Raw genomic sequence first — 17,431 nt, 5'->3', positions numbered from 1 at the left:
CCACAAGCCCTTGCCGGTCACGCCGGAACGGGGCAGGCGGAATCCGCTCCGGGAGAGCAGAGCCGGGCGGGGGCCGGCGGGTCAGGTGGCGGCGACGATGCGGCCCTGGACCACGCGGCCGAGGCCGTCCAGCGCGATGAGGGCCCTCACCAGGTCCTGGCCGCGCGCCGCCGCCGTGGAGCCGCCGGCCCAGCTCACCGTCACGAAATGCCCCATGGCGCGCGCCTGCGCCCGGCTGCCGGCGGGCTCGAAGGCGATGCCCTGCCGGACGAACCCGTCCTTGCGCAGCGCCGCCACCAGCGCGTCGGCCGCGCGCCCGTCGCTCAGGTTGAAGATGACGAACTGCCCCGCCAGGGACCCGCCTTCGTACGTCGCCCGCAGCGCCTGCGTGCAGCCGGCGGCCGCGGCGCCCCAGAGCACCTCGTCACAGTCGGTGAACTCATGCGTCTCGACCAGGCGCAGGTTGCCCAGGGTCCGGGCTTCGGAGGTGAAGACCTCCTCGGCGGTCAGCGGGGCGGCGTCGTTCCGGCGGTCGTCGATGGCGGCGTAGAAGGCCGAGGTGGGCTCGGCGTGGAACGTGGCCGGGCGAGGCTCCTCCCGCCCCAGCCACCACCACCCGCCCACGGCGACGGCCGCCGCCACGACGAGCGCCGCGGAGATGACGAGACCACGCGCCATCAGGAGGCCGGTCCCGTGATCGAGACGACGCGGCGGTAGACGGCCCGCTCCGCCGCCCGCAGTGCCATCGTGAGGGAGACGAAGTCGTCCTTGGCCGTGGGTTCGGCGCCGTCCAGCCGGCCGACCCACACCAGCCCGACGTAGTGCCCGAGCGCGTAACCGCCCGCCTCGGAGTAGCCGCCCGGGGGGAAGGCGGCCCTGGACGAGGTGAGGGGCCGCACCCAACCGCCACGGTAAAGAGTCTTCAAGGTCTCGACCAGCTCGCCGGCCGACTTGCCGTCTTTGAGGTTGAGTAACGTGTACTGGCCGATGTAGCGGCCGTCGGAGCTGGTGTAGAGCCCGCGGGCGGCCTGGGTGCATCCGGCTTCCGTCACCCGTTCGAGGAGGTTCGCACCCCACAGCGCCGCCGAGCAGTCGCTGTCGAGCTTCTTGGCGACGAGCTTGAGCTTGAGCTTCTTGGAGACGGCCAGCTCGTTCTGGTCGAACACCTCCTTCTGGGTCAGCGCCTTGGCGTCCTTGGTCCGCTCCGCCAGGGGGTCGAACAGCTTGGGCGAGTTCCAGCCGTGGAACACCTCCGGCACGACCGTGTCCGGCCCCAGCACCGCCGCACTGGCCTGCCGCTCCGGCGTGTACGTGCCCAGCGACGTCACGACCGTCACCAGCCCCGCACCGCCCGCCAGCACGCCGACGACCGTGGCGATGATCACGATGAGCCGCTGCTGCTCCGGGCGCAGACCCCAGTCGGTGAGCAGCGGGAACTGCCAGTCGGACCGAGGGGTACGCCGCCGCTTCTCCCCGGCCCCCCGGCCACCCTCCGCAACACCTCGCTCGCCATCTGATCCCCTGCCGCCCTTCGCAGCACCACGCAGGCCGCCGACCCCCCTGCCGCCCTTGGCGGCACCCCTGTCACCACGGGCCCCACGGACGCCTTGCCCAGCATCCTCGTCACCACGGGACCCCCGGCCACCCTGCCCGGCACCCTCGTCACCAAAGAATCCCCGGCCACCCTGCCCAGCGCCCTCGTCACCAAAGAATCCCCGGCCACCTTGGCCGGCGCCCTCGTCACCACGGGACCCCCGGCCACTTTGCGCAGCACCTCTGTCACCGGGCCCCTGGTCCCCTTGCCCGGCACCTCTGTCGTCGCCGGATCCCCGGCCGGCGTCCACGCCGCCCCTGCCGCCTCCGGCGTCCGTCTCCCAGCCCGCGGCCGTGTCCGTGTCCTTGCCGCCGACCTGGCCGCCGCCCGCCGGCCGGCCACGGCCGAGTCTGCTCACGGAGCGCACGTTCTGCAGGTCCCTCGGCGGCCACGTGCCCTCGACGTCGGCCGCCGCCGACCAGCCTTCATCGTCCGACCGGGAACCACGCCCCCGGCCACCACGCCTCTTCCGCTGATCGCCGTCGGCCCCCGAAGCGGCCCGCCGACCACCGCCATCGGCCGCCCCCGAAGCGGCCCGTCGTCCACCATCTTCAGCCGCCGTCCCCGAAGAGGACCGTCGTCCAACGGCGTCGGCCGTTCCCGAGGAGGACCGGCCTTCGCCATCCTCTGCGGTGCCGGATGGGAACCGCCCACCGCCATCAGCGCCCGCACCCGCCAAAGGCCAACCGCCGCCATCCGTCGCAGCACCGGACGAGGGCCAGCCTCCGCCATCGGTCGACGTGGCCCGCGACGGACGACCGCCGCCATCCGTCACGGCATCGGACGAGGGCCGGCCTCCGCCATCGGTCGTCGCGGCCGGCCATTCGCCGCCTGCGGGTTCGGGAGAGCGGCCGGCGTCGCGTGAACGGGCGGCTCTCCGGCGGCTGCGGCTGCCCGTCGAGCGCCTGACCGCCTCCGCGCCTGTCCCCGCCTGCTCGCCGCTGACGGCCTGCCGGCCGCCCCCATCGGTGCCGCCCGGCGACGGGGCACCACCCTGGGCACGGGCCGCCGGCCAACCGCTGTTGTCCGTGGCCGCGGCGAACCAACCACTGCTGTCCGTACCGCTCGCCGGCCGACGACCGGCGTCCGCGCCCGCCCCAGGCCAACCGCCGCCATCAGTGCCAGTGCCCGGCCACACGCTGCCGTCCCCGCCGGCAGCCGGCCGACCACTACCATCGGCGCCCGCAGCGGACCAATCACTGCTGTCCGTACCGGCAGCCGAGCGACGGCCAGGATCGGGGTCCGTCGCCGGCCGACCGGCGCCGTCGGTGCTCGTGGTGGGCCAGGCGCCAGGGTTGCTGCCGGTGGCGGGCCAGCCGGTGCTGTCGGTGCGTGCGGCAGAACGCTGGCCGGGGCCCGTGCCTGCGGCCTGCCAGCCGGTGATGTCCGTGCCCGCGGCCGATCGGCGGTCGCCGTCGATGCCACGGCGGTTACCGTCCATGCCATGGCGGTTGCCATCCATGCCTCGGCGGTTGGCGTCGGTGCCTGCCGCCGGTGTGTCCATGCCTGCCGTTGCTCGGCTGCCTCCATCGGGGTCGGCACTCCGTGAGGTGCCCCAGCCACCGAGGTCGGCACCTTGCGAAGCGCCCCAGCCACGGGGGTCAGCGGGCTGGCCGCCCCAGCCGCCCGTGTCGGCGCCCCGGCCCTGGTCCCCCCAGCCGCCTGCGTCGGCGCCCCGGCCCTGGTCGCCCCAGCCGCCGGGGTGGGTGCCCTGACCCTGGCCTCCCCAGTTGCTGGAGTCGCTGCCCTGAGCCTGGCCCCTCCAGCCGCCGGGGTCGGCCCCTTGACCGCCCCAGCCGCCCGTGTCAGCACCCTGACCGTCCCAGCCGCCCAGGTCGGCGCCCTGGATTGGCCAGGTGCTGCCGGAGCCGTGGCCGTGCCGCGCGCCGCCGGCGGGGCCGTGGTCCTGGAGGCCGGGGTCGTCAGAACCGGGCAGGTGGCGGCTGGTGCGGCCGCGGCCGGTGCGGTCGTCGTTCGATCGCCCGCCGGAACCGGACGGGCCTCTTCTCCGGGCCATCACAGTCCCGCCGGACCTGACTCGCCGCCCCCCACGGATGACCAGCCAGGGGTGACGCCGACGGTCGCGCCAGCACCAGTGCCGCTCCCGCTCCCGGCGCCAGTGCCGACCCCGGTCCCGGTCCCGGTGCCGGCGCTGGTGACAGTGCCGCTTCTGGTCCCGGGGCCGGTGCCGGGAAGGGTGTTCGCGATGAGCGCGAAGTTCGGCACCAGGCCGCCCATCGCGCCCGGCACCGAGGGCCGTGGGCGGCCTCCGGTGACGCCACGACGGTGGTGGTGGATCTTCGCGCGACCGTTCATCGCGAGTTCTTCTCCTTTGTCGCCGTTTCGGGGTCGGAAAGCGTCGCCCCGTCGTCCTCCGTCTTCGGAGTCTCGCTCTCGCCGGAGCCCTCCGGCTCGGACGGCCCCTCGGACCGCTGCGATGAGGCCGGGCCGGCGCCGGCCGTGGCTTCCCTGTCGGGGTCCGCCTGGCCGGCCGCGTGCAGCGGGTCGAGACCGTCGTCGGACTGGCCGCTCTTGTGGATCGGGTCCACGCCCTCGTCGGACTGCCCCGCCGCGTGCAGCGGGTCGAGACCGTCGTCGGACTGGCCGCTCTTGTGGATCGGGTCGACGCCCTCGTCGGACTGGCCGGTGGCGTGCAGCGGGTCGCCGGACTCGGCGTCGTGGGCGGCGGACGAGGGCGAGACCACGACCTCCACCCCCGATTTGTTCCTGGTCGCCCAGAAGTACACCAGCGCGGCCACGAACAGCACGATCGAGGTCCACTGGTTGATCCGCAGCCCGAGGAACTCGACCGCGTGGTCCACCCCGCCCACCGGGTCGATGCGCAGCCCCTCGATCCAGAAGCGGCCGAGCGTGTAACCGGCGACGTAGAGGGCGAACAGCCGCCCGTGGTGCAGCGCGAAGCGGCGGCCGGCGAGGATGAGCAGGAAGCCGAGCGCCACGTCCCACAGCGATTCGTACAGGAACGTCGGGTGGTAGAGGACGCCGGGCTCGCCGCCGTGATCGATGTCGATCTCCAGGCCCCACGGCAGGGTGGTCGGCGAGCCGTACAGCTCCTGGTTGAACCAGTTGCCCCAGCGGCCGATGGCCTGCGCGAAGGCGATGCCGGGGGCGATCGTGTCGGCGAGGGCGCCCATGGACAGGCCGCGCCTGCGCGCGGCCAGCCAGACGCCGAGCGCGCCGAGCGCGATCGCGCCCCAGATGCCGAGGCCGCCCTCCCAGATGAACAGCGCCTGGTAGGGCTCCTTGATCGCACGGCTGCCGAAGTAGGTCTGCCAGTCGGTGATGACGTGGTAGAGGCGACCGCCGATCAGGCCGAAGATGACGGCGGGGACGGCGATGTCAATGATCGTCCCCTTCTCGCCACCACGAGCGCGCCAGCGCCGCTCGCTCAGCCAGACGGCGACGATGACGCCGAGCACGATGCATAGCGCATAAGCCCGGATCGGGATGATTCCGAGATACCAGACCCCTTCGGCGGGGCTGGGAATCGAGGCTAGGGGCATGTCAGGTGAGGGTAGCGGAAGCGAGCCTACTTAGCCGCCTCGGTAATCTCATCGCGCAGCTGACTCGGACTGAAGAGCACCTGATTGTCTATTTCTGTTCCGTTCAATTTCACTGTCGGCGTGTGGGTGAGCTTCTGCTCGTCACCGATTTTCTTGCTGTACGCCAGGTGCGCGTCGGCGTTCTTCTGCGAGGTCACGCAGGCGTCGAAGCCCGGGTCGGTGACGCCGGCCTCCTTGCCCCACTCCTTGAGCTGATCGACCTTGAAGCCCTCCTCGCTCTCCGGAGGCTGGTTCTCGAAGAGCAGGTCGTGCAGGGCCATCCACTGCTTGCCGTCGGCGACGCAGCGCACCGCGTTGGACGCGCGCACCGAATTGGACTTGGTCGGCTCCTGCGAGAAGATCGTGATCGGGTGGTAGACGACCTTGGCCTTGCCCTCGGCGGCGAGGTTCTTGAAGGTCTGGCCGCTGACCCGCTCGGCCTCCTTGCAGGCCGGGCACTGGAAGTCCTCATAGATGTCCACCACCGGCGCGTTGACGCCCGGCTTGGCCATCACGACGCTGCCGTCGGCCTGCACGGTGATCGGCGCGAGGGCGCTGGTGGCCTCCTCGGAGCGGGAGATGCTGGCGGCATACCACCAGCCCAGCCCGACGGCGGCCACCGCGACCACTCCGGCGGTGGTGTAGGTCACGATCCGCCGGCGCCTGTCGCGGGCGGCCTGCGCGGCCTGCTGTGCCTTGATCTTCTCGCGCGCCGACTGCGACTTCGTCTTCGTGCGCTCGCCCTTGCCCATCAGTTGTCCTCCCCCTCATCACGATTGTCGCCCCCGAGGCCGAGGGCACCGTCGAGCGCGAACCGGCCCGGCGGGAAACGCGCGGCCCAGGCGCCGAGCAGCACGAGACCGAAGTCGCGCACGATGTCGAGCAGGTAGGTGGGCTCCTGCCCCGCTCCGAGCTGGCCGCCGCCGCCGAAACAGCCGCAGTCGATCCGCAGGCCCTTGGCCCACGCCCACGCGATGCCGAACACGAACGCGAGCATGAGCAGCCCCGCGATCACCGCGGCCACCCTGGTCAGCAGACCGACGACCAGCAGCACGCCGACCACGATCTCCAGGATCGGCAGGGCGTAGCCCACCGTGACGGCGATCGACTCGGGCAGCAACTGGTATGCCTTGACCGCCACGACGGAGTCGGCCGGGTTGCCGATCTTGAGCGCACCCGCCGCGATCAGCACCCCGCCCAGAACGAGCCGGGCGACGGTCGTCACCCAGGGTATCGCCGTTCTCGCCTTAGGTGACGGTTGTGACGCGGCCACAAGTGTTCTCCTCTGTCTCTGCGCCGGGATGGCGCACAGTACCGGTGACTCCATCCGATCACGCCGAGGATAAGCATCAGCTAAGCGAGGTTTCCGCCGATGACCTGGGCGTGTTTCCACCTTTAACTACCAATGTAAGAAATTACGCAACGCCTCTGAAACGGGGACGAGACGGTGACGAGAGCCGCCAGGAGGGGCCGTTCGCCGGGGCGACGCGTGAGCGGCCGGTTCAGGGCCCCGGCCACGGCGGCGTCCATCGCCCGGCGAAACCGCTGGTCCCCGCCGTACGCCGGGCTCAGGCCCGCCTGAGGCCCTCTCCTGACACGGCGAAGCGCGGCCTCCCGGACGGGAACCCGCGCTCAGCCCGATCAGCGGTCGTGGACGCGCCTCAGCGGCGCACGCCCTTGGCCATCTCCCCGGCCAGGGCCCCGATGGACGCCAGGCCCGCGGCCTCGTCGGGCGCGTCGAGGATGCGGCGGATGAACGCCGACCCGACGATGACGCCATCGGCGTAGCCGGCCACCTCGGCCGCCTGCGCGCCCGTGCCGACCCCCAGGCCCACGCAGACGGGCAGGTCGGTGTGCGCCTTGGTGCGCTTGACCAGCCCCTCGGCGGCGACGTTGACGGTCTCCCTGGCACCGGTGACGCCCATGAGCGAAGCGGCGTAGACGAAACCGGTGCAGCAGTCGACGACGGCCTTGATGCGCGCCTCCGTCGAGCTGGGCGCGACCAGGAAAACGGTGTCGATGCCGGCCGCGGCCGAGGCGGCCCGCCACGGCTCGGACTCCTCCGGCGTCAGGTCGGGCGTGATCGTGCCCACGCCGCCGGCGTTGGCCAGGTCGCGCGCGAATCGGTCGGCGCCGTATTTGTCGATCGGGTTCCAGTAGGTCATGACCAGCGTGGCGGCGCCGGTGGCGGCCACGCCCTCGACCGTGCGCATCACGTCGGCGATGCGCGTGCCGTTGGTCAGCGACCTGTGCACCGCGTCCTGGATGGTCGGGCCGTCCATGAGCGGGTCGGAGTAGGGCAGGCCGATCTCGATGACGTCGCAGCCGGCCTCCACCAGGGCCGCGGCGGCGGTGATGGCGCCGTCCTTGGACGGGAAGCCCGCGGGCAGGTAGCCGACGAGCGCGGCCCGGTTGTCCGCCTTCGCCTTGGCGAAAACCGTCTGAAGAGTCGTCATGTCTGTCCGTTTCGAAGGTCGAGTCTCCCCCATGATGCCCTGCCGCGCGCCCGCGGCAGAACCCCCGCGCCGGTCGGGCGGAAGACGTGTCGCGGACCCGCGGCAGAACCCCCGCGCCGGTCGGGCGGAAGACGTGTCGCGGGCCCGCGCCCGGCCCGGCGCAGGCCGTCAGGGACCCGGAGGTGTCAGAGGTTGAAGTACTTCATGGCCGTGCCCATGTCCTTGTCGCCGCGGCCGGAGAGGTTGACCAGGATGGTCGCCTCGGGGCCGAGCTCGCGGCCCAGCTCCAGCGCGCCCGCCAGGGCGTGGGAGGACTCGATCGCCGGGATGATGCCCTCGGTCCTGGCCAGCAGCGAGAACGCGGCCATCGCCTGGTCGTCGGTGACGCCGTGGTAGGAGGCGCGGCCGGAGTCCTTCAGCCAGGCGTGCTCGGGGCCGACGCCCGGATAGTCGAGCCCGGCCGAGATCGAGTGGGACTCGATGGTCTGGCCCTCGTCGTCCTGCAGGACGTAGGTGCGCGAGCCGTGCAGCACGCCGACCGAGCCCGCGGTGAGGGTCAGCGCGTGCTCGCCGCTGTCGAGGCCGTGCCCGGCGGCCTCGTAGCCGTGCAGCCGCACGCCCTCGTCGCCGATGAAGGCGTGGAAGATGCCGATCGCGTTGCTGCCGCCGCCGACCGCCGCGCACACCGCGTCGGGCAGCTTGCCGGTCAGCTCCAGCATCTGGCGGCGCGCCTCGACGCCGATGATGCGCGCGAAGTCGCGCACGATCTCGGGGAACGGGTGCGGGCCCGCGACCGTGCCGAACAGGTAGTGGGTGGTGTCGACGTTGGTCACCCAGTCGCGGAAGGCCTCGTTGATCGCGTCTTTCAGCGTCTGCGAGCCGTTCGTGACCGGCACCACGGTGGCGCCGAGCAGCTTCATCCGGGCGACGTTGAGCGCCTGGCGCTCGCAGTCGACGGCGCCCATGTAGATGACGCACTCCAGGCCGAGCAGGGCCGCGGCGGTGGCGGTGGCCACGCCGTGCTGGCCCGCGCCGGTCTCGGCGATCACCCGCTTCTTGCCCAGCCGCTTGGTCAGCAGCGCCTGGCCCAGCACGTTGTTGATCTTGTGGGCGCCGGTGTGGGTGAGGTCCTCGCGCTTGAGCACGATCCTGGCGCCGCCGGCCTCCTCGCTGAAGCGCGGCACGTCGGTCAGCGTGGTCGGCCTGCCCGCGTAGGTGCGCAGCAGGTGGTCGAACTCGCGCAGGAACTGCGCGTCGTTCTTGGCCTTCTCGTAGACCGAGGCCACCTCGTCGAGCGCCGGGATGAGCGCCTCGGGCACGTATCGGCCGCCGAAGATGCCGAACTTGCCGTGCACGTCGGGATCGTTGCCGTATGCGCCGTTGCCCGCCAGGTCGGCGGCCGTCAGGATGGTGCCTTCGTTTGCCACTGCTGCTATCCCTCTGCTGAGTGGTCGGGGCGCGTCGACGGATGGGCGCCGGCGGTCACCAGCGCCTCCACAGCCTTGCGCGGGTCGTTGCCGGTGACCAGGCTCTCCCCCACCAGGACGGCGTCGGCGCCGCCCCTGGCGTAGGCGAGCAGGTCGTGCGGGCCGCGCACGCCCGACTCGGCGATCTTGAGCACATTATCGGGGATCTTCGGCGCCAGCTTCGCGAAGACGTCGCGGTCGACCTCGAGTGTCTTCAGATTGCGCGCGTTGACCCCGATGACCCGGGCGCCGGCGGCGACCGCCCGCTCGAGCTCCTCTTCGGTGTGCACCTCGACCAGCGGGGTGAGCCCGATCGACTCGGCCCGCTCGATGAGGGACACCAGCGCCTCCTGCTCCAGGCTGACGACCATGAGCAGCGCGAGGTCGGCGCCGTGGGCGCGGGCCTCCCAGAGCTGGTAGGAGGTGAGGATGAAGTCCTTGCGCAGGATCGGGATGTCGACCCTGGCCCGCACCGCGGCCAGGTCTTCGAGGCTGCCCCCGAACTTGCGGCGTTCGGTCAGCACGCTGATGACGTGTGCGCCACCCGCTTCGTAGTCGGCCGCCAGCGCCGCCGGGTCGGCGATCGCGGCGAGCGCGCCCTTCGAGGGGCTGGAGCGCTTCACCTCGGCGATCACCGAGATCCGGTCGCCTCCCAGCGCGGCCATCGCGTCCCTGGGCGCCGGTGCCCGCTCGGCCCGCTGCTTGAGCTCGTCAATCGAGACGGCCTGCTGACGTGCGGCGAGGTCGGCGCGCACCCCGTCGAGGATGTCGTCGAGGACACTCGGCCCTTCCGTCCGCTCACTCACGCGCTTGAGGTCCCTCCGGTCGGCTTCTGGGGGCGGCGGAGAGTTCGCTTCGCGTCCGCTCTCTGCCTTGTCTTGCGATGGTATCGGCCCGGGTGGGGTCACCTCACCACTGGTACCCCCAAGTGCCGGCCGCCTGTCGGCGGCTAGGGGGCAAGAAACGCCCCGAATGGCAGATTACGGACGACCCAGTAGACCACGATGATCGCGATGAACGCCCACAGCCACGCCGGATGGGCCAGCGTGGTGCGCCGCGGCCCGCCGCGCCAGGCCCGCACGACCCAGCGCCCCCACCAGAACAGCAGGAACGGGATCGTCGCCACGGCGAGAGGGTTGAGGCCGATCGCGGCGACCGGGTCGAGGTGGGCCAACGCGTGGATGGTGCGCAGCGTGCCGCACCCCGGGCAGTAGAGGCCGGTGACCGCCAGGAACGGGCAGGTCGGGTAGTGGCCCTGCTCGTTGGGGTCCACTACGCCGACGAACGCGAACACCGCGCCGGTGGCGGCCGCAACACCGAGCGGCGGCAGCAGGTCCTTCAGACGCCGGCGCTCGTCCCGCCCGGTTGTTGCGATGCTCATGTTCCCAGTATCCGCCTTCCCGTACGTGCCGATCGTGGTGCGCCGGCTCAGTACGACGAGTAGGAGGACATGCTGGCGGCCAGGATCACGAAGAACAGCACGTACGCGATGATGCTCAGGCCGATCATGATCGCACCGACGATCAGGCTGCGCTTCCACCACGTCTTGGCCTCTTCGGACGCCTGCTGCGCGCCCGCGTAGTCGCCGATCTGCCACTTCTGGTTGACCTGCGACGACTTGACGATCGACACGATGCCGAGCGGCAGGCAGCAGAACAGCGTGGTGAGGATGGCCGGGACGAGGTGGTTGTCCGGCGGGGTGCCGCCGGGCCCGCCCGGGCCGCCGTAACCGCCCCCGTAGCCGGGGGGCTGCTGGCCATAGCCGCCACCGCTCGGGGGCTGCTGGCCGTAGTCCCCGTAGCCACCACCACTCGGAGGCTGCTGCCCGTACCCGCCGGGAGGCTGCTGGCCATAGCCGCCGCCACTCGGGGGCTGCTGCCCGTAGCCGCCACCGCTCGGAGGCTGCTGGCCGTAACCGCCACCGCTAGGAGGCTGCTGGCCGTAACCGCCGTAGCCACCACCGCTGGGCGGCTGCTGGCCGTAACCCCCGCCGGGCGGCTGGGCGCCGTAACCGCCGTCGCCCTGGTTGCCGTAACTCATGCTCATGACCCCTTATGTCGCATCTTTGATTCGAGGTGCGCGCGGCACTCTAGCGAGAAACCATCTCCTACGTGGATTAACGCCCACTTTGCGGACAATTCGTAATCGGACCGCAAGCGGCTCGTCACGGTGCGGCTACGCTGCGAACGGGTTACCGGCCGGTCAATAACCGTAGGAAGAGGTGGCCGCCGCGCTCAGGCCGAGGATCGACAGCACGAAGCCGCCCCAGATCAGCCAGCACAACACCCAGATCACGACCGCGATGTACGAGGTCACCAGGCCGGCCATCGCCATGCCCGAGCCCTCCTCCCCCGTGCGCTTGATCCGGTTGAGCGCGACGTGCCCGAAGATCACGCCCAGGATGCTGGTGACGCCGCAGGAGACCAGGCCGATGATGCCCAGGACGAGCGAGGCCACCGCCATGCCGTTGGTGGGCCTGGACTGCGCGTGCGGGCCGTAGGGGCCGTAGCCCGGCTGGCCGTACCCGCCGGGGCCGGGGGGCTGCTGGCCGTAGCCGCCGCTCGGGGGGAGCTGGCCGTAGCCGAGCTGCTGGGGATGGCTCGACGGCTGCTGCCCGTAACCGTACCCGCCGCTGCCGGCCTGCTGGCCGTACCCGCCGCTGCCCGCCTGCTGGCCGTACCCGCCGCCGGCGGGCGGCTGCCCGTAGCCGCCGCCGTTCTGGGGAGGCTGGCCGTAGCCGCCGCCGTTCTGAGGATGCTGCCCGTAGCCGCCGCTCTGGGGCGGCTGGCCGTACCCGCCACCGGTCTGGGGCTGTTGCCCGTAGCCGTCGCCGTGGTTCGGCGGTGGCGCGCCGTAGCCCCCGTTGGCGCCCTGATCCCCGTAGCTCATGAGCCGGCTCCCCAAGTGTTCGTGACGAGTTGCAACGGCAGCTTATTGAGGAAACGCCCGCCGGGGAGGGAAGGGTTCAGAACAGTGGAGAATTCGCCATCGCCGGATATCAGCGGTGATCGGTGGGATCGTCGCCCCGGTCGAGCGCGTCCCAGAGCGCCTTGTCGTCCTCGGGCCGCCCGGCGGCGCCGCCCGGCTTGGCCGCCCCTCTGTCGTAGCGCGCCGACATGCCGGCCCACCTGCCGCCGCGTACGATCGCCGCGACCCCGCCGGCGAGCATCAGCGCCGCGCCCACGGCGGAGACGGCCGGCCACAGGGGCGCGCTCTCCCAGGGGATGCCGGCGGCGCCCTGCAGCACGTTCTGCTCGCGCAGCCAGGCGGTGACGCCGCCGCCGTCGAGCGCCGCCCACGTCGCCGCCCCGGCCCCCAGGCCGCACAGCGCGAGCAGCGCGCCGACGAGGCGGCGGCCCAGGCCCTTGGTGGCCAGCACGGCCACCACGCCGGCCAGCCCGGCCAGCGCCACGGGGCTCAGCGCGGGGCTGAGGTCGCCGCCGGCCGGCGCCGCGACGTCGGCCCCCTGCAGCACCCGCACCCACGCCCGGCCCGCGGCGACCAGCACCAGCAGGCAGCCCAGCGCGGTGCCCGCCAGCCAGACCCACAGCTCCCGGCGGCCGGCCGCCCGCTCGTCGGTCTCCATCGCGGTCAGCCGAGCGCGATCTCGAGCGGGCCGGCGTCGAAGCAGGTGCGGTCGCCGGTGTGGCAGGCGGCGCCCGTCTGGTCGACCTTGACCAGGATGGTGTCGCCGTCGCAGTCGAGCGCCACGGACTTGACGTGCTGGACGTGGCCCGAGGTGTCGCCCTTGACCCAGAACTCCCCGCGGCTGCGGGACCAGTAGGTCGCCCTTCCGGTGGTCAGCGTCCGGTGCAGGGCCTCGTCGTTCATCCAGGCGAGCATGAGCACCTCGCCCGTGTCGTACTGCTGGGCGATCGCGGGGACCAGCCCTTCGGGGTTGCGCTTCAACCGCGCGGCGATCTTGGGATCGAGCGACATGCCGCCCATTCAACCAGCCCGGCCCGGTGACCCCGCCAACGAGCCCCCGCCGGGGCCCGCCGCCCGCCTCAGGCCAGAGCCTGGGCGAGCGTGTCGTAGACGGGGAAGACCCGCACCAGGTTGGTGCGGCGCAGCCGCCGCAGCACCGGCCCGTCCGGCGCGACCGGGGACATGGTGCCGTTCCTGTCACGCAGCGAGGCCACCAGCAGCCGCACCAGCACGCCCAGCCCCGTCGTGTCGATGAAGGTCAGCCCGTCCTCGGGGAGGTCACCATCGTGGTGCACGTCGCCGGCGGCGCCCTCGATCCCGACCTGGGCGACCACGTGTGCCTGCCGTTCGAGGGCGAGCGGGAGCGGCGCACGGCCACGCGGGTCTTCACCCTGAACGGCCTGCGCCGCCGTACCAGGGTGGTGATCCTCACGCACACCGACAGCCCCGGGCGCACGCGCGGCTGGCTGGCGCCGCTCGTTCCGGGGCTCGCCGACGCCGAGTCGGCGGGGCACGTCGAGATCCTGGCCTGCGCCGACCGTCGTACGAGGCTGAGCGTCGTACGAGGTCGAGCGTCGTACGGGGCTGGCCGAGCGCCCCTTCCCGGCCGGAGCGGGCTCGGCGGACGGGAAGGGGCGTCAGGAGCGGGCGGCCGAGACCCAGGAGGCGTGCAGGTCGGCGTACACGCCGGGCCGGCCGACCAGCTCCGCGTGCGGGCCGCGCTGCACCAGGCGGCCGCCGTCGAAGACCAGGACCTCGTCGGCGTTCTCCGCCGTGGACAGGCGGTGCGCGATCGAGACGGCCGTGCGGCCGCGGGTGACGCCTTCGAGGGCGCGCGCCAGCCGTACCTCCGTGGCGGGGTCCACCGCGGAGGTGGCCTCGTCCAGCAGGAGCAGGTCGGGGTCGGCGAGGTAGGCGCGGGCCAGCGCGACGAGCTGGCGCTCGCCCGCCGACAGGGACTCCCCGCGCTGGCCGACCGGCGTGTCCAGGCCGGCCGGCAGGCCCTCCATCCAGTCGGCCAGGCCCAGCTCGGTCAGCGCCAGCTCGATCTCCTCGTCGGTGGCCGACGGCTTGCCGTAGCGGATGTTGTCGGCCAGCGTGCCGTCGAACAGGAAGCCGTCCTGGGGGACCATGACGATGCGCTCGCGCAGCGAGGAGAAGCGCACCTCGCGCAGGTCGTGGCCGTCCACGGTGACGCGCCCGGAGCCGGGGTCCATGAGCCGGGTCAGGAGCTTGGCGAACGTGGTCTTGCCCGACCCGGTCTCCCCCACCACGGCCACGCGCGAGCGCGGCGGGATGGCGACCGTGACGTCGCGCAGCACGGGCACGCCGCCGGGGTAGGAGAAGTGCACGTTCTCGAAGGCGACCTCGATGGGCCCGCGCGGCAGCTCCACGCCCGTCTCGCCGGGGTCGGCCACGTCGGGCGGGGTGTCGATGACGCCGAGGATGCGCCGCCAGCCGGCGACCGCGTTCTGGGCCTCGTTCAGCACCTCGGTGGCGGTCTGCAGCGGCGAGACGAACAGCGTGACGAGGAAGAGGAACGCGACGAGCTGCCCCTGGGTGATGTCGCCGGACAGGCCGAGCCGCACGCCGAGCAGCACGACGCCGGCGATGGCGACGGCGGCGACGATCTCGGTGAGCGGGAAGACGAAGCCGACGATGGTCTGGGCCCTGGTCTGGGCCCGCTTGTTGGCGTCCACGGCCCGGTCGATGCGCTCGGCGGTGCGCTGCTCGGAGGCGTAGGCCCGGATGACGGCGGCGCCGACGACGGACTCGCTGACCGCCGCGAGCATGTCGCCGGTGCGCTCGCGCACGATCGTGTACGCCCGCGACAGCAGCCGCTGGAAGCGCGGCAGGGCGATCATCAGCGGGATGAAGCAGGCCCAGACCAGCAGCGTGAGCTGCCAGGAGTAGACGAACATCAGGACGGTGGCCACCAGGAGCTGGCCGGCCGCCACGATGATCATCAGCCCGCCCCATTGCATGAAGTTGCTGATCTGGTCGATGTCGTTGGTGACGCGGGAGACCAGGGCGCCCCGGCGCTCGGTGTTCTGGGTGAGCACGGACAGGTCGTGGACGTGGCGGAAGCCGCGTACGCGCAGGGTGGCCAGCGACGACTCGGTGGCCTTGTAGAGCCGGACGTTCATCACGTAGGCGGCCAGCGCCGTCAGCACCACGGCCGCCGCGCAGATGACGACAGCGCGCGTGATGTACGAAATGTCGGGTGTGCCGCTCTTGAGTCCCGTGTCGATCGTCTGCTGCACCGCGATCGGCACGATGATCTTGCCGATGGTCGCGATGACGGCCAGCGCCAGCGTGCCGGCCAGGCCCTTGCGGAACTCGGGCGTGAGCGACAGGCCGTGGCGGATGGTGGCCAGCGCCGACCGGTCCTGGTCGCGCTGGATGCTCTGCGCGGCCGGGTCGCGCTGGATGCCCTGCGCGGCCGGGTCGCGCTTCGTGCTCTGCGCGGCCTGGTCGCGCTTCGTGCTCTGCGCGGCCTGGTCGCGCTTCGTGCTCTGCGCGGTCATGCGCCGACCTCTTCCTCTTCCACTTCGCCCGCGTCGGGGGCGGCGGGCACGTCGATGGCCGCGCGCTCGGCCTCCTCGCGCTCGTAGGCGGTCACCAGGTTGCGGTAGCCGGCGCAGCGCTCGATCAGCTCGTCGTGCGGGCCCCGGTCCACGACGCGGCCCTTGTCCAGGTAGACGACCTCGTCGGCCAGGGCGATCGTGGCCATGCGGTAGGCGACGACCACGACGGTCGACGCCTCGGCGGCGTCCCGCAGCCCGTACAGGATCTTGGCCTCGACCTGCGGGTCCACGCTGGAGGTGGCGTCGTCGAGGACGAGCAGGCGGGGGCGGCGCACCACCGCGCGGGCCAGGGCCAGGCGCTGGCGCTGCCCGCCGGACAGGGAGGCGCCGCGTTCGCCGACGCGGGTGTCGAGGCCGTCGCGCAGGCGGTTGACGAAGCCGTCGGCCTGGGCCAGGCGCAGGGCGGCCCACACGTCCTCGTCGGTCGTGGCGGCGTCGAGCGCGACGTTGCCGCGCACGGTGTCGTCGAACAGGAACGTCTGCTGCGGCACCAGCGCCACCGAGGCGGCCACCTCCCCGTAGGGCAGCTCCCGCAGGTCCACGCCGTCGAGCAGCACCCGGCCCGCGTCCGGGTCGACCAGGCGGGCCAGGAGCTGCACGAGCGTGGACTTGCCCGACCCGGTGGGGCCGACGAGGGCGACGGTGCGGCCGGCGGGCACGTCGAAGGCGACGTCGTGCAGCACCTCGGCCTCGCCGTAGGCGTAGGAGACGTCGCGGACCGCCAGCTCGGCGGGGGCGGTGGAGGTGAGCCGGGCGGAGCCGTACTCCATGGAGCCGCTCGCCTCCAGCACGGCCTGCACCCGCTGCCAGCCGACGACGCTGCGCGGCAGCTCGGCCAGCACCCAGCCCAGCGCCCTGATCGGGAAGGCCAGCAGCGTGAACAGGTAGGCCACCTGCACCAGCCCGCCGGCGTCGATCGCGCCCGCGGACAGGCGCATGGAGCCGACGGCCAGCACGGCGAGCACGCCGAGCGTGGGCAGCGCCTCCAGCAGCGGGTCGAACAGCCCGCGCACCCGGCCGACGGCGATGTTGGCGTCGCGCAGCTCGTGGGCGCGCCGCCGGAACCGCTCGGTCTCCAGGTCCTCGCGGCCGAGCGTCTTGACGACGAGCGCGCCGTCGAAGCTCTCGTGCGCGATCTCGCTGACCTCGGCGCGCAACTGCTGGGCCCGGGTCGCCAGCGGGCTGAGCCGGCGCTGGTAGACCAGGTTGAGCAGGGCGATGGCCGGGAAGATCAGGAAGCCCACCAGGGCCAGCACGAGGTCGGTGAACAGCATCGCGACCGCCGCGGTGACCAGCATGACGACCACGCCCACGGCCATCGGCAGCGGCGCGAGCGGCGCCCAGGCGGCCTCGGCGTCGGCGCTGGCGTTCGACAGGAGCTGCCCGGTGGGGTGGCGGTGGTGCCACGACAGCGGCAGGCGCAGGTACTGCTTGGTGACGTCCCTGCGCGACCTGGCCTGCATGCGGTACTGCATGACGCCGGCCAGGATGCGCCGCCCGGCGACGCCGAGCGCCTTGAGCAGCGCGGTGCCGAAGATCAGCAGCACGCCGGTCCACAGCACGCCCGGCGCGACGGCGCCGGAGGCGAACGAGGTGAGCACCACGTTCTGCGTCGCCCACCCGAGCGCCCAGGCGGAGGCGACGGTCATGCCGCCGTAGACGGCGCTGGCGATGACCGCCAGCGCGAACACCGCCTTCTCTGTGCGAATGGCCACCCCAAGGACGCGGAGTCCCTGACGCATCACGGCCGAGGTGACCTTGTTCGCCACTCGGTGAGCTTCCTCTCAAGTATGACGTTTCTCCGTATGTCAGTATCTCGTCTGATCATGTGGTTATT

16 protein-coding genes are annotated in these 17,431 nt (G+C 72.4%); all 16 read right to left on the bottom strand.

Annotated elements, in window-relative coordinates:
- Nucleotides 1–81: 81 nt before the first annotated feature.
- Nucleotides 82–678 carry a hypothetical protein gene (locus IO39_RS45540; RefSeq protein ID WP_043638791.1) on the bottom strand — a complete coding sequence of 199 codons (597 nt, stop codon included), beginning with the start codon at nucleotides 676–678 and terminating at the stop codon, nucleotides 82–84.
- Entirely contained in the window at nucleotides 678–1,385 is a 708-nt protein-coding gene (locus IO39_RS45535; protein ID WP_043638788.1) for a hypothetical protein, read from the bottom strand. The genes IO39_RS45540 and IO39_RS45535 overlap by 1 nt, the downstream gene beginning before the upstream one ends.
- A 2,521-nt stretch (nucleotides 1,386–3,906) precedes the next feature.
- Nucleotides 3,907–5,034, bottom strand: coding sequence for a prolipoprotein diacylglyceryl transferase (gene lgt / locus IO39_RS45530; protein WP_439331508.1), 1,128 nt, complete (start codon nucleotides 5,032–5,034; stop codon nucleotides 3,907–3,909).
- 110 nt (nucleotides 5,035–5,144) lie between these two features.
- Nucleotides 5,145–5,909: a DsbA family protein gene (locus IO39_RS45525; RefSeq protein ID WP_043638784.1), complete on the bottom strand. Its 765-nt coding sequence runs from the start codon at nucleotides 5,907–5,909 to the stop codon at nucleotides 5,145–5,147.
- Nucleotides 5,909–6,382 (bottom strand): MauE/DoxX family redox-associated membrane protein, encoded by a 474-nt coding sequence (locus tag IO39_RS45520; protein ID WP_245642635.1) that lies wholly within the window; start codon nucleotides 6,380–6,382, stop codon nucleotides 5,909–5,911. The genes IO39_RS45525 and IO39_RS45520 overlap by 1 nt, the downstream gene beginning before the upstream one ends.
- A gap of 436 nt (nucleotides 6,383–6,818) precedes the next feature.
- Nucleotides 6,819–7,613 (bottom strand): tryptophan synthase subunit alpha, encoded by a 795-nt coding sequence (gene trpA / locus IO39_RS45515; RefSeq protein ID WP_043638779.1) that lies wholly within the window; start codon nucleotides 7,611–7,613, stop codon nucleotides 6,819–6,821.
- Between the two features lie 185 nt (nucleotides 7,614–7,798).
- Nucleotides 7,799–9,004 (bottom strand): tryptophan synthase subunit beta, encoded by a 1,206-nt coding sequence (gene trpB / locus IO39_RS45510; protein ID WP_043639774.1) that lies wholly within the window; start codon nucleotides 9,002–9,004, stop codon nucleotides 7,799–7,801.
- Nucleotides 9,005–9,045: 41 nt separating this feature from the next.
- Nucleotides 9,046–9,885: an indole-3-glycerol phosphate synthase TrpC gene (trpC, locus tag IO39_RS45505; protein ID WP_043638776.1), complete on the bottom strand. Its 840-nt coding sequence runs from the start codon at nucleotides 9,883–9,885 to the stop codon at nucleotides 9,046–9,048.
- Between the two features lie 143 nt (nucleotides 9,886–10,028).
- The gene (locus tag IO39_RS45500; protein ID WP_043638773.1) at nucleotides 10,029–10,460 is read right to left on the bottom strand and encodes a DUF2752 domain-containing protein; all 432 of its coding nucleotides are present in this window, start codon (nucleotides 10,458–10,460) and stop codon (nucleotides 10,029–10,031) included.
- Between the two features lie 47 nt (nucleotides 10,461–10,507).
- Nucleotides 10,508–11,125 carry a CD225/dispanin family protein gene (locus tag IO39_RS53845; protein WP_245642634.1) on the bottom strand — a complete coding sequence of 206 codons (618 nt, stop codon included), beginning with the start codon at nucleotides 11,123–11,125 and terminating at the stop codon, nucleotides 10,508–10,510.
- A 156-nt stretch (nucleotides 11,126–11,281) separates the two neighbouring features.
- Nucleotides 11,282–11,968 carry a DUF4190 domain-containing protein gene (locus IO39_RS53840; RefSeq protein WP_052424207.1) on the bottom strand — a complete coding sequence of 229 codons (687 nt, stop codon included), beginning with the start codon at nucleotides 11,966–11,968 and terminating at the stop codon, nucleotides 11,282–11,284.
- A gap of 109 nt (nucleotides 11,969–12,077) precedes the next feature.
- The gene (locus tag IO39_RS45475; RefSeq protein WP_052424206.1) at nucleotides 12,078–12,665 is read right to left on the bottom strand and encodes a Trp biosynthesis-associated membrane protein; all 588 of its coding nucleotides are present in this window, start codon (nucleotides 12,663–12,665) and stop codon (nucleotides 12,078–12,080) included.
- A 5-nt stretch (nucleotides 12,666–12,670) separates the two neighbouring features.
- Nucleotides 12,671–13,018, bottom strand: coding sequence for a phosphoribosyl-AMP cyclohydrolase (gene hisI, locus IO39_RS45470; RefSeq protein WP_157549867.1), 348 nt, complete (start codon nucleotides 13,016–13,018; stop codon nucleotides 12,671–12,673).
- Between the two features lie 68 nt (nucleotides 13,019–13,086).
- Nucleotides 13,087–13,341 carry an STAS domain-containing protein gene (locus tag IO39_RS45465; RefSeq protein WP_052424205.1) on the bottom strand — a complete coding sequence of 85 codons (255 nt, stop codon included), beginning with the start codon at nucleotides 13,339–13,341 and terminating at the stop codon, nucleotides 13,087–13,089.
- 303 nt (nucleotides 13,342–13,644) lie between these two features.
- A complete protein-coding gene (locus tag IO39_RS45460; protein WP_043638768.1) occupies nucleotides 13,645–15,534 on the bottom strand; it encodes an ABC transporter ATP-binding protein in 1,890 nt (629 codons plus the stop codon).
- On the bottom strand, nucleotides 15,531–17,336 hold the full coding sequence (locus tag IO39_RS45455) for an ABC transporter ATP-binding protein (protein ID WP_084774689.1): 1,806 nt from the start codon (nucleotides 17,334–17,336) through the stop codon (nucleotides 15,531–15,533). Before IO39_RS45455 ends, IO39_RS45460 begins: the two co-directional genes overlap by 4 nt.
- Nucleotides 17,337–17,431: the final 95 nt, after the last annotated feature.

The sequence above is a fragment of the Nonomuraea candida genome, assembly GCF_000725485.1.
GTDB lineage: Bacteria > Actinomycetota > Actinomycetes > Streptosporangiales > Streptosporangiaceae > Nonomuraea > Nonomuraea candida.
This window is presented reverse-complemented; position numbering and strand designations above follow the sequence as displayed.

Excerpts from the sequence above, each read along its gene's own strand:
- IO39_RS45540 (WP_043638791.1), bottom strand. The coding sequence starts at position 678 with ATGGCGCGTGGTCTCGTCATCTCCGCGGCGCTCGTCGTGGCGGCGGCC.
- IO39_RS45525 (WP_043638784.1), bottom strand. The coding sequence starts at position 5,909 with ATGGGCAAGGGCGAGCGCACGAAGACGAAGTCGCAGTCGGCGCGCGAG.
- trpA (WP_043638779.1), bottom strand. The coding sequence starts at position 7,613 with ATGACGACTCTTCAGACGGTTTTCGCCAAGGCGAAGGCGGACAACCGG.
- IO39_RS45500 (WP_043638773.1), bottom strand. The coding sequence starts at position 10,460 with ATGAGCATCGCAACAACCGGGCGGGACGAGCGCCGGCGTCTGAAGGAC.
- IO39_RS53845 (WP_245642634.1), bottom strand. The coding sequence starts at position 11,125 with ATGAGCATGAGTTACGGCAACCAGGGCGACGGCGGTTACGGCGCCCAG.
- IO39_RS53840 (WP_052424207.1), bottom strand. The coding sequence starts at position 11,968 with ATGAGCTACGGGGATCAGGGCGCCAACGGGGGCTACGGCGCGCCACCG.
- IO39_RS45475 (WP_052424206.1), bottom strand. The coding sequence starts at position 12,665 with ATGGAGACCGACGAGCGGGCGGCCGGCCGCCGGGAGCTGTGGGTCTGG.
- hisI (WP_157549867.1), bottom strand. The coding sequence starts at position 13,018 with ATGTCGCTCGATCCCAAGATCGCCGCGCGGTTGAAGCGCAACCCCGAA.
- IO39_RS45460 (WP_043638768.1), bottom strand. The coding sequence starts at position 15,534 with ATGACCGCGCAGAGCACGAAGCGCGACCAGGCCGCGCAGAGCACGAAG.
- IO39_RS45455 (WP_084774689.1), bottom strand. The coding sequence starts at position 17,336 with ATGCGTCAGGGACTCCGCGTCCTTGGGGTGGCCATTCGCACAGAGAAG.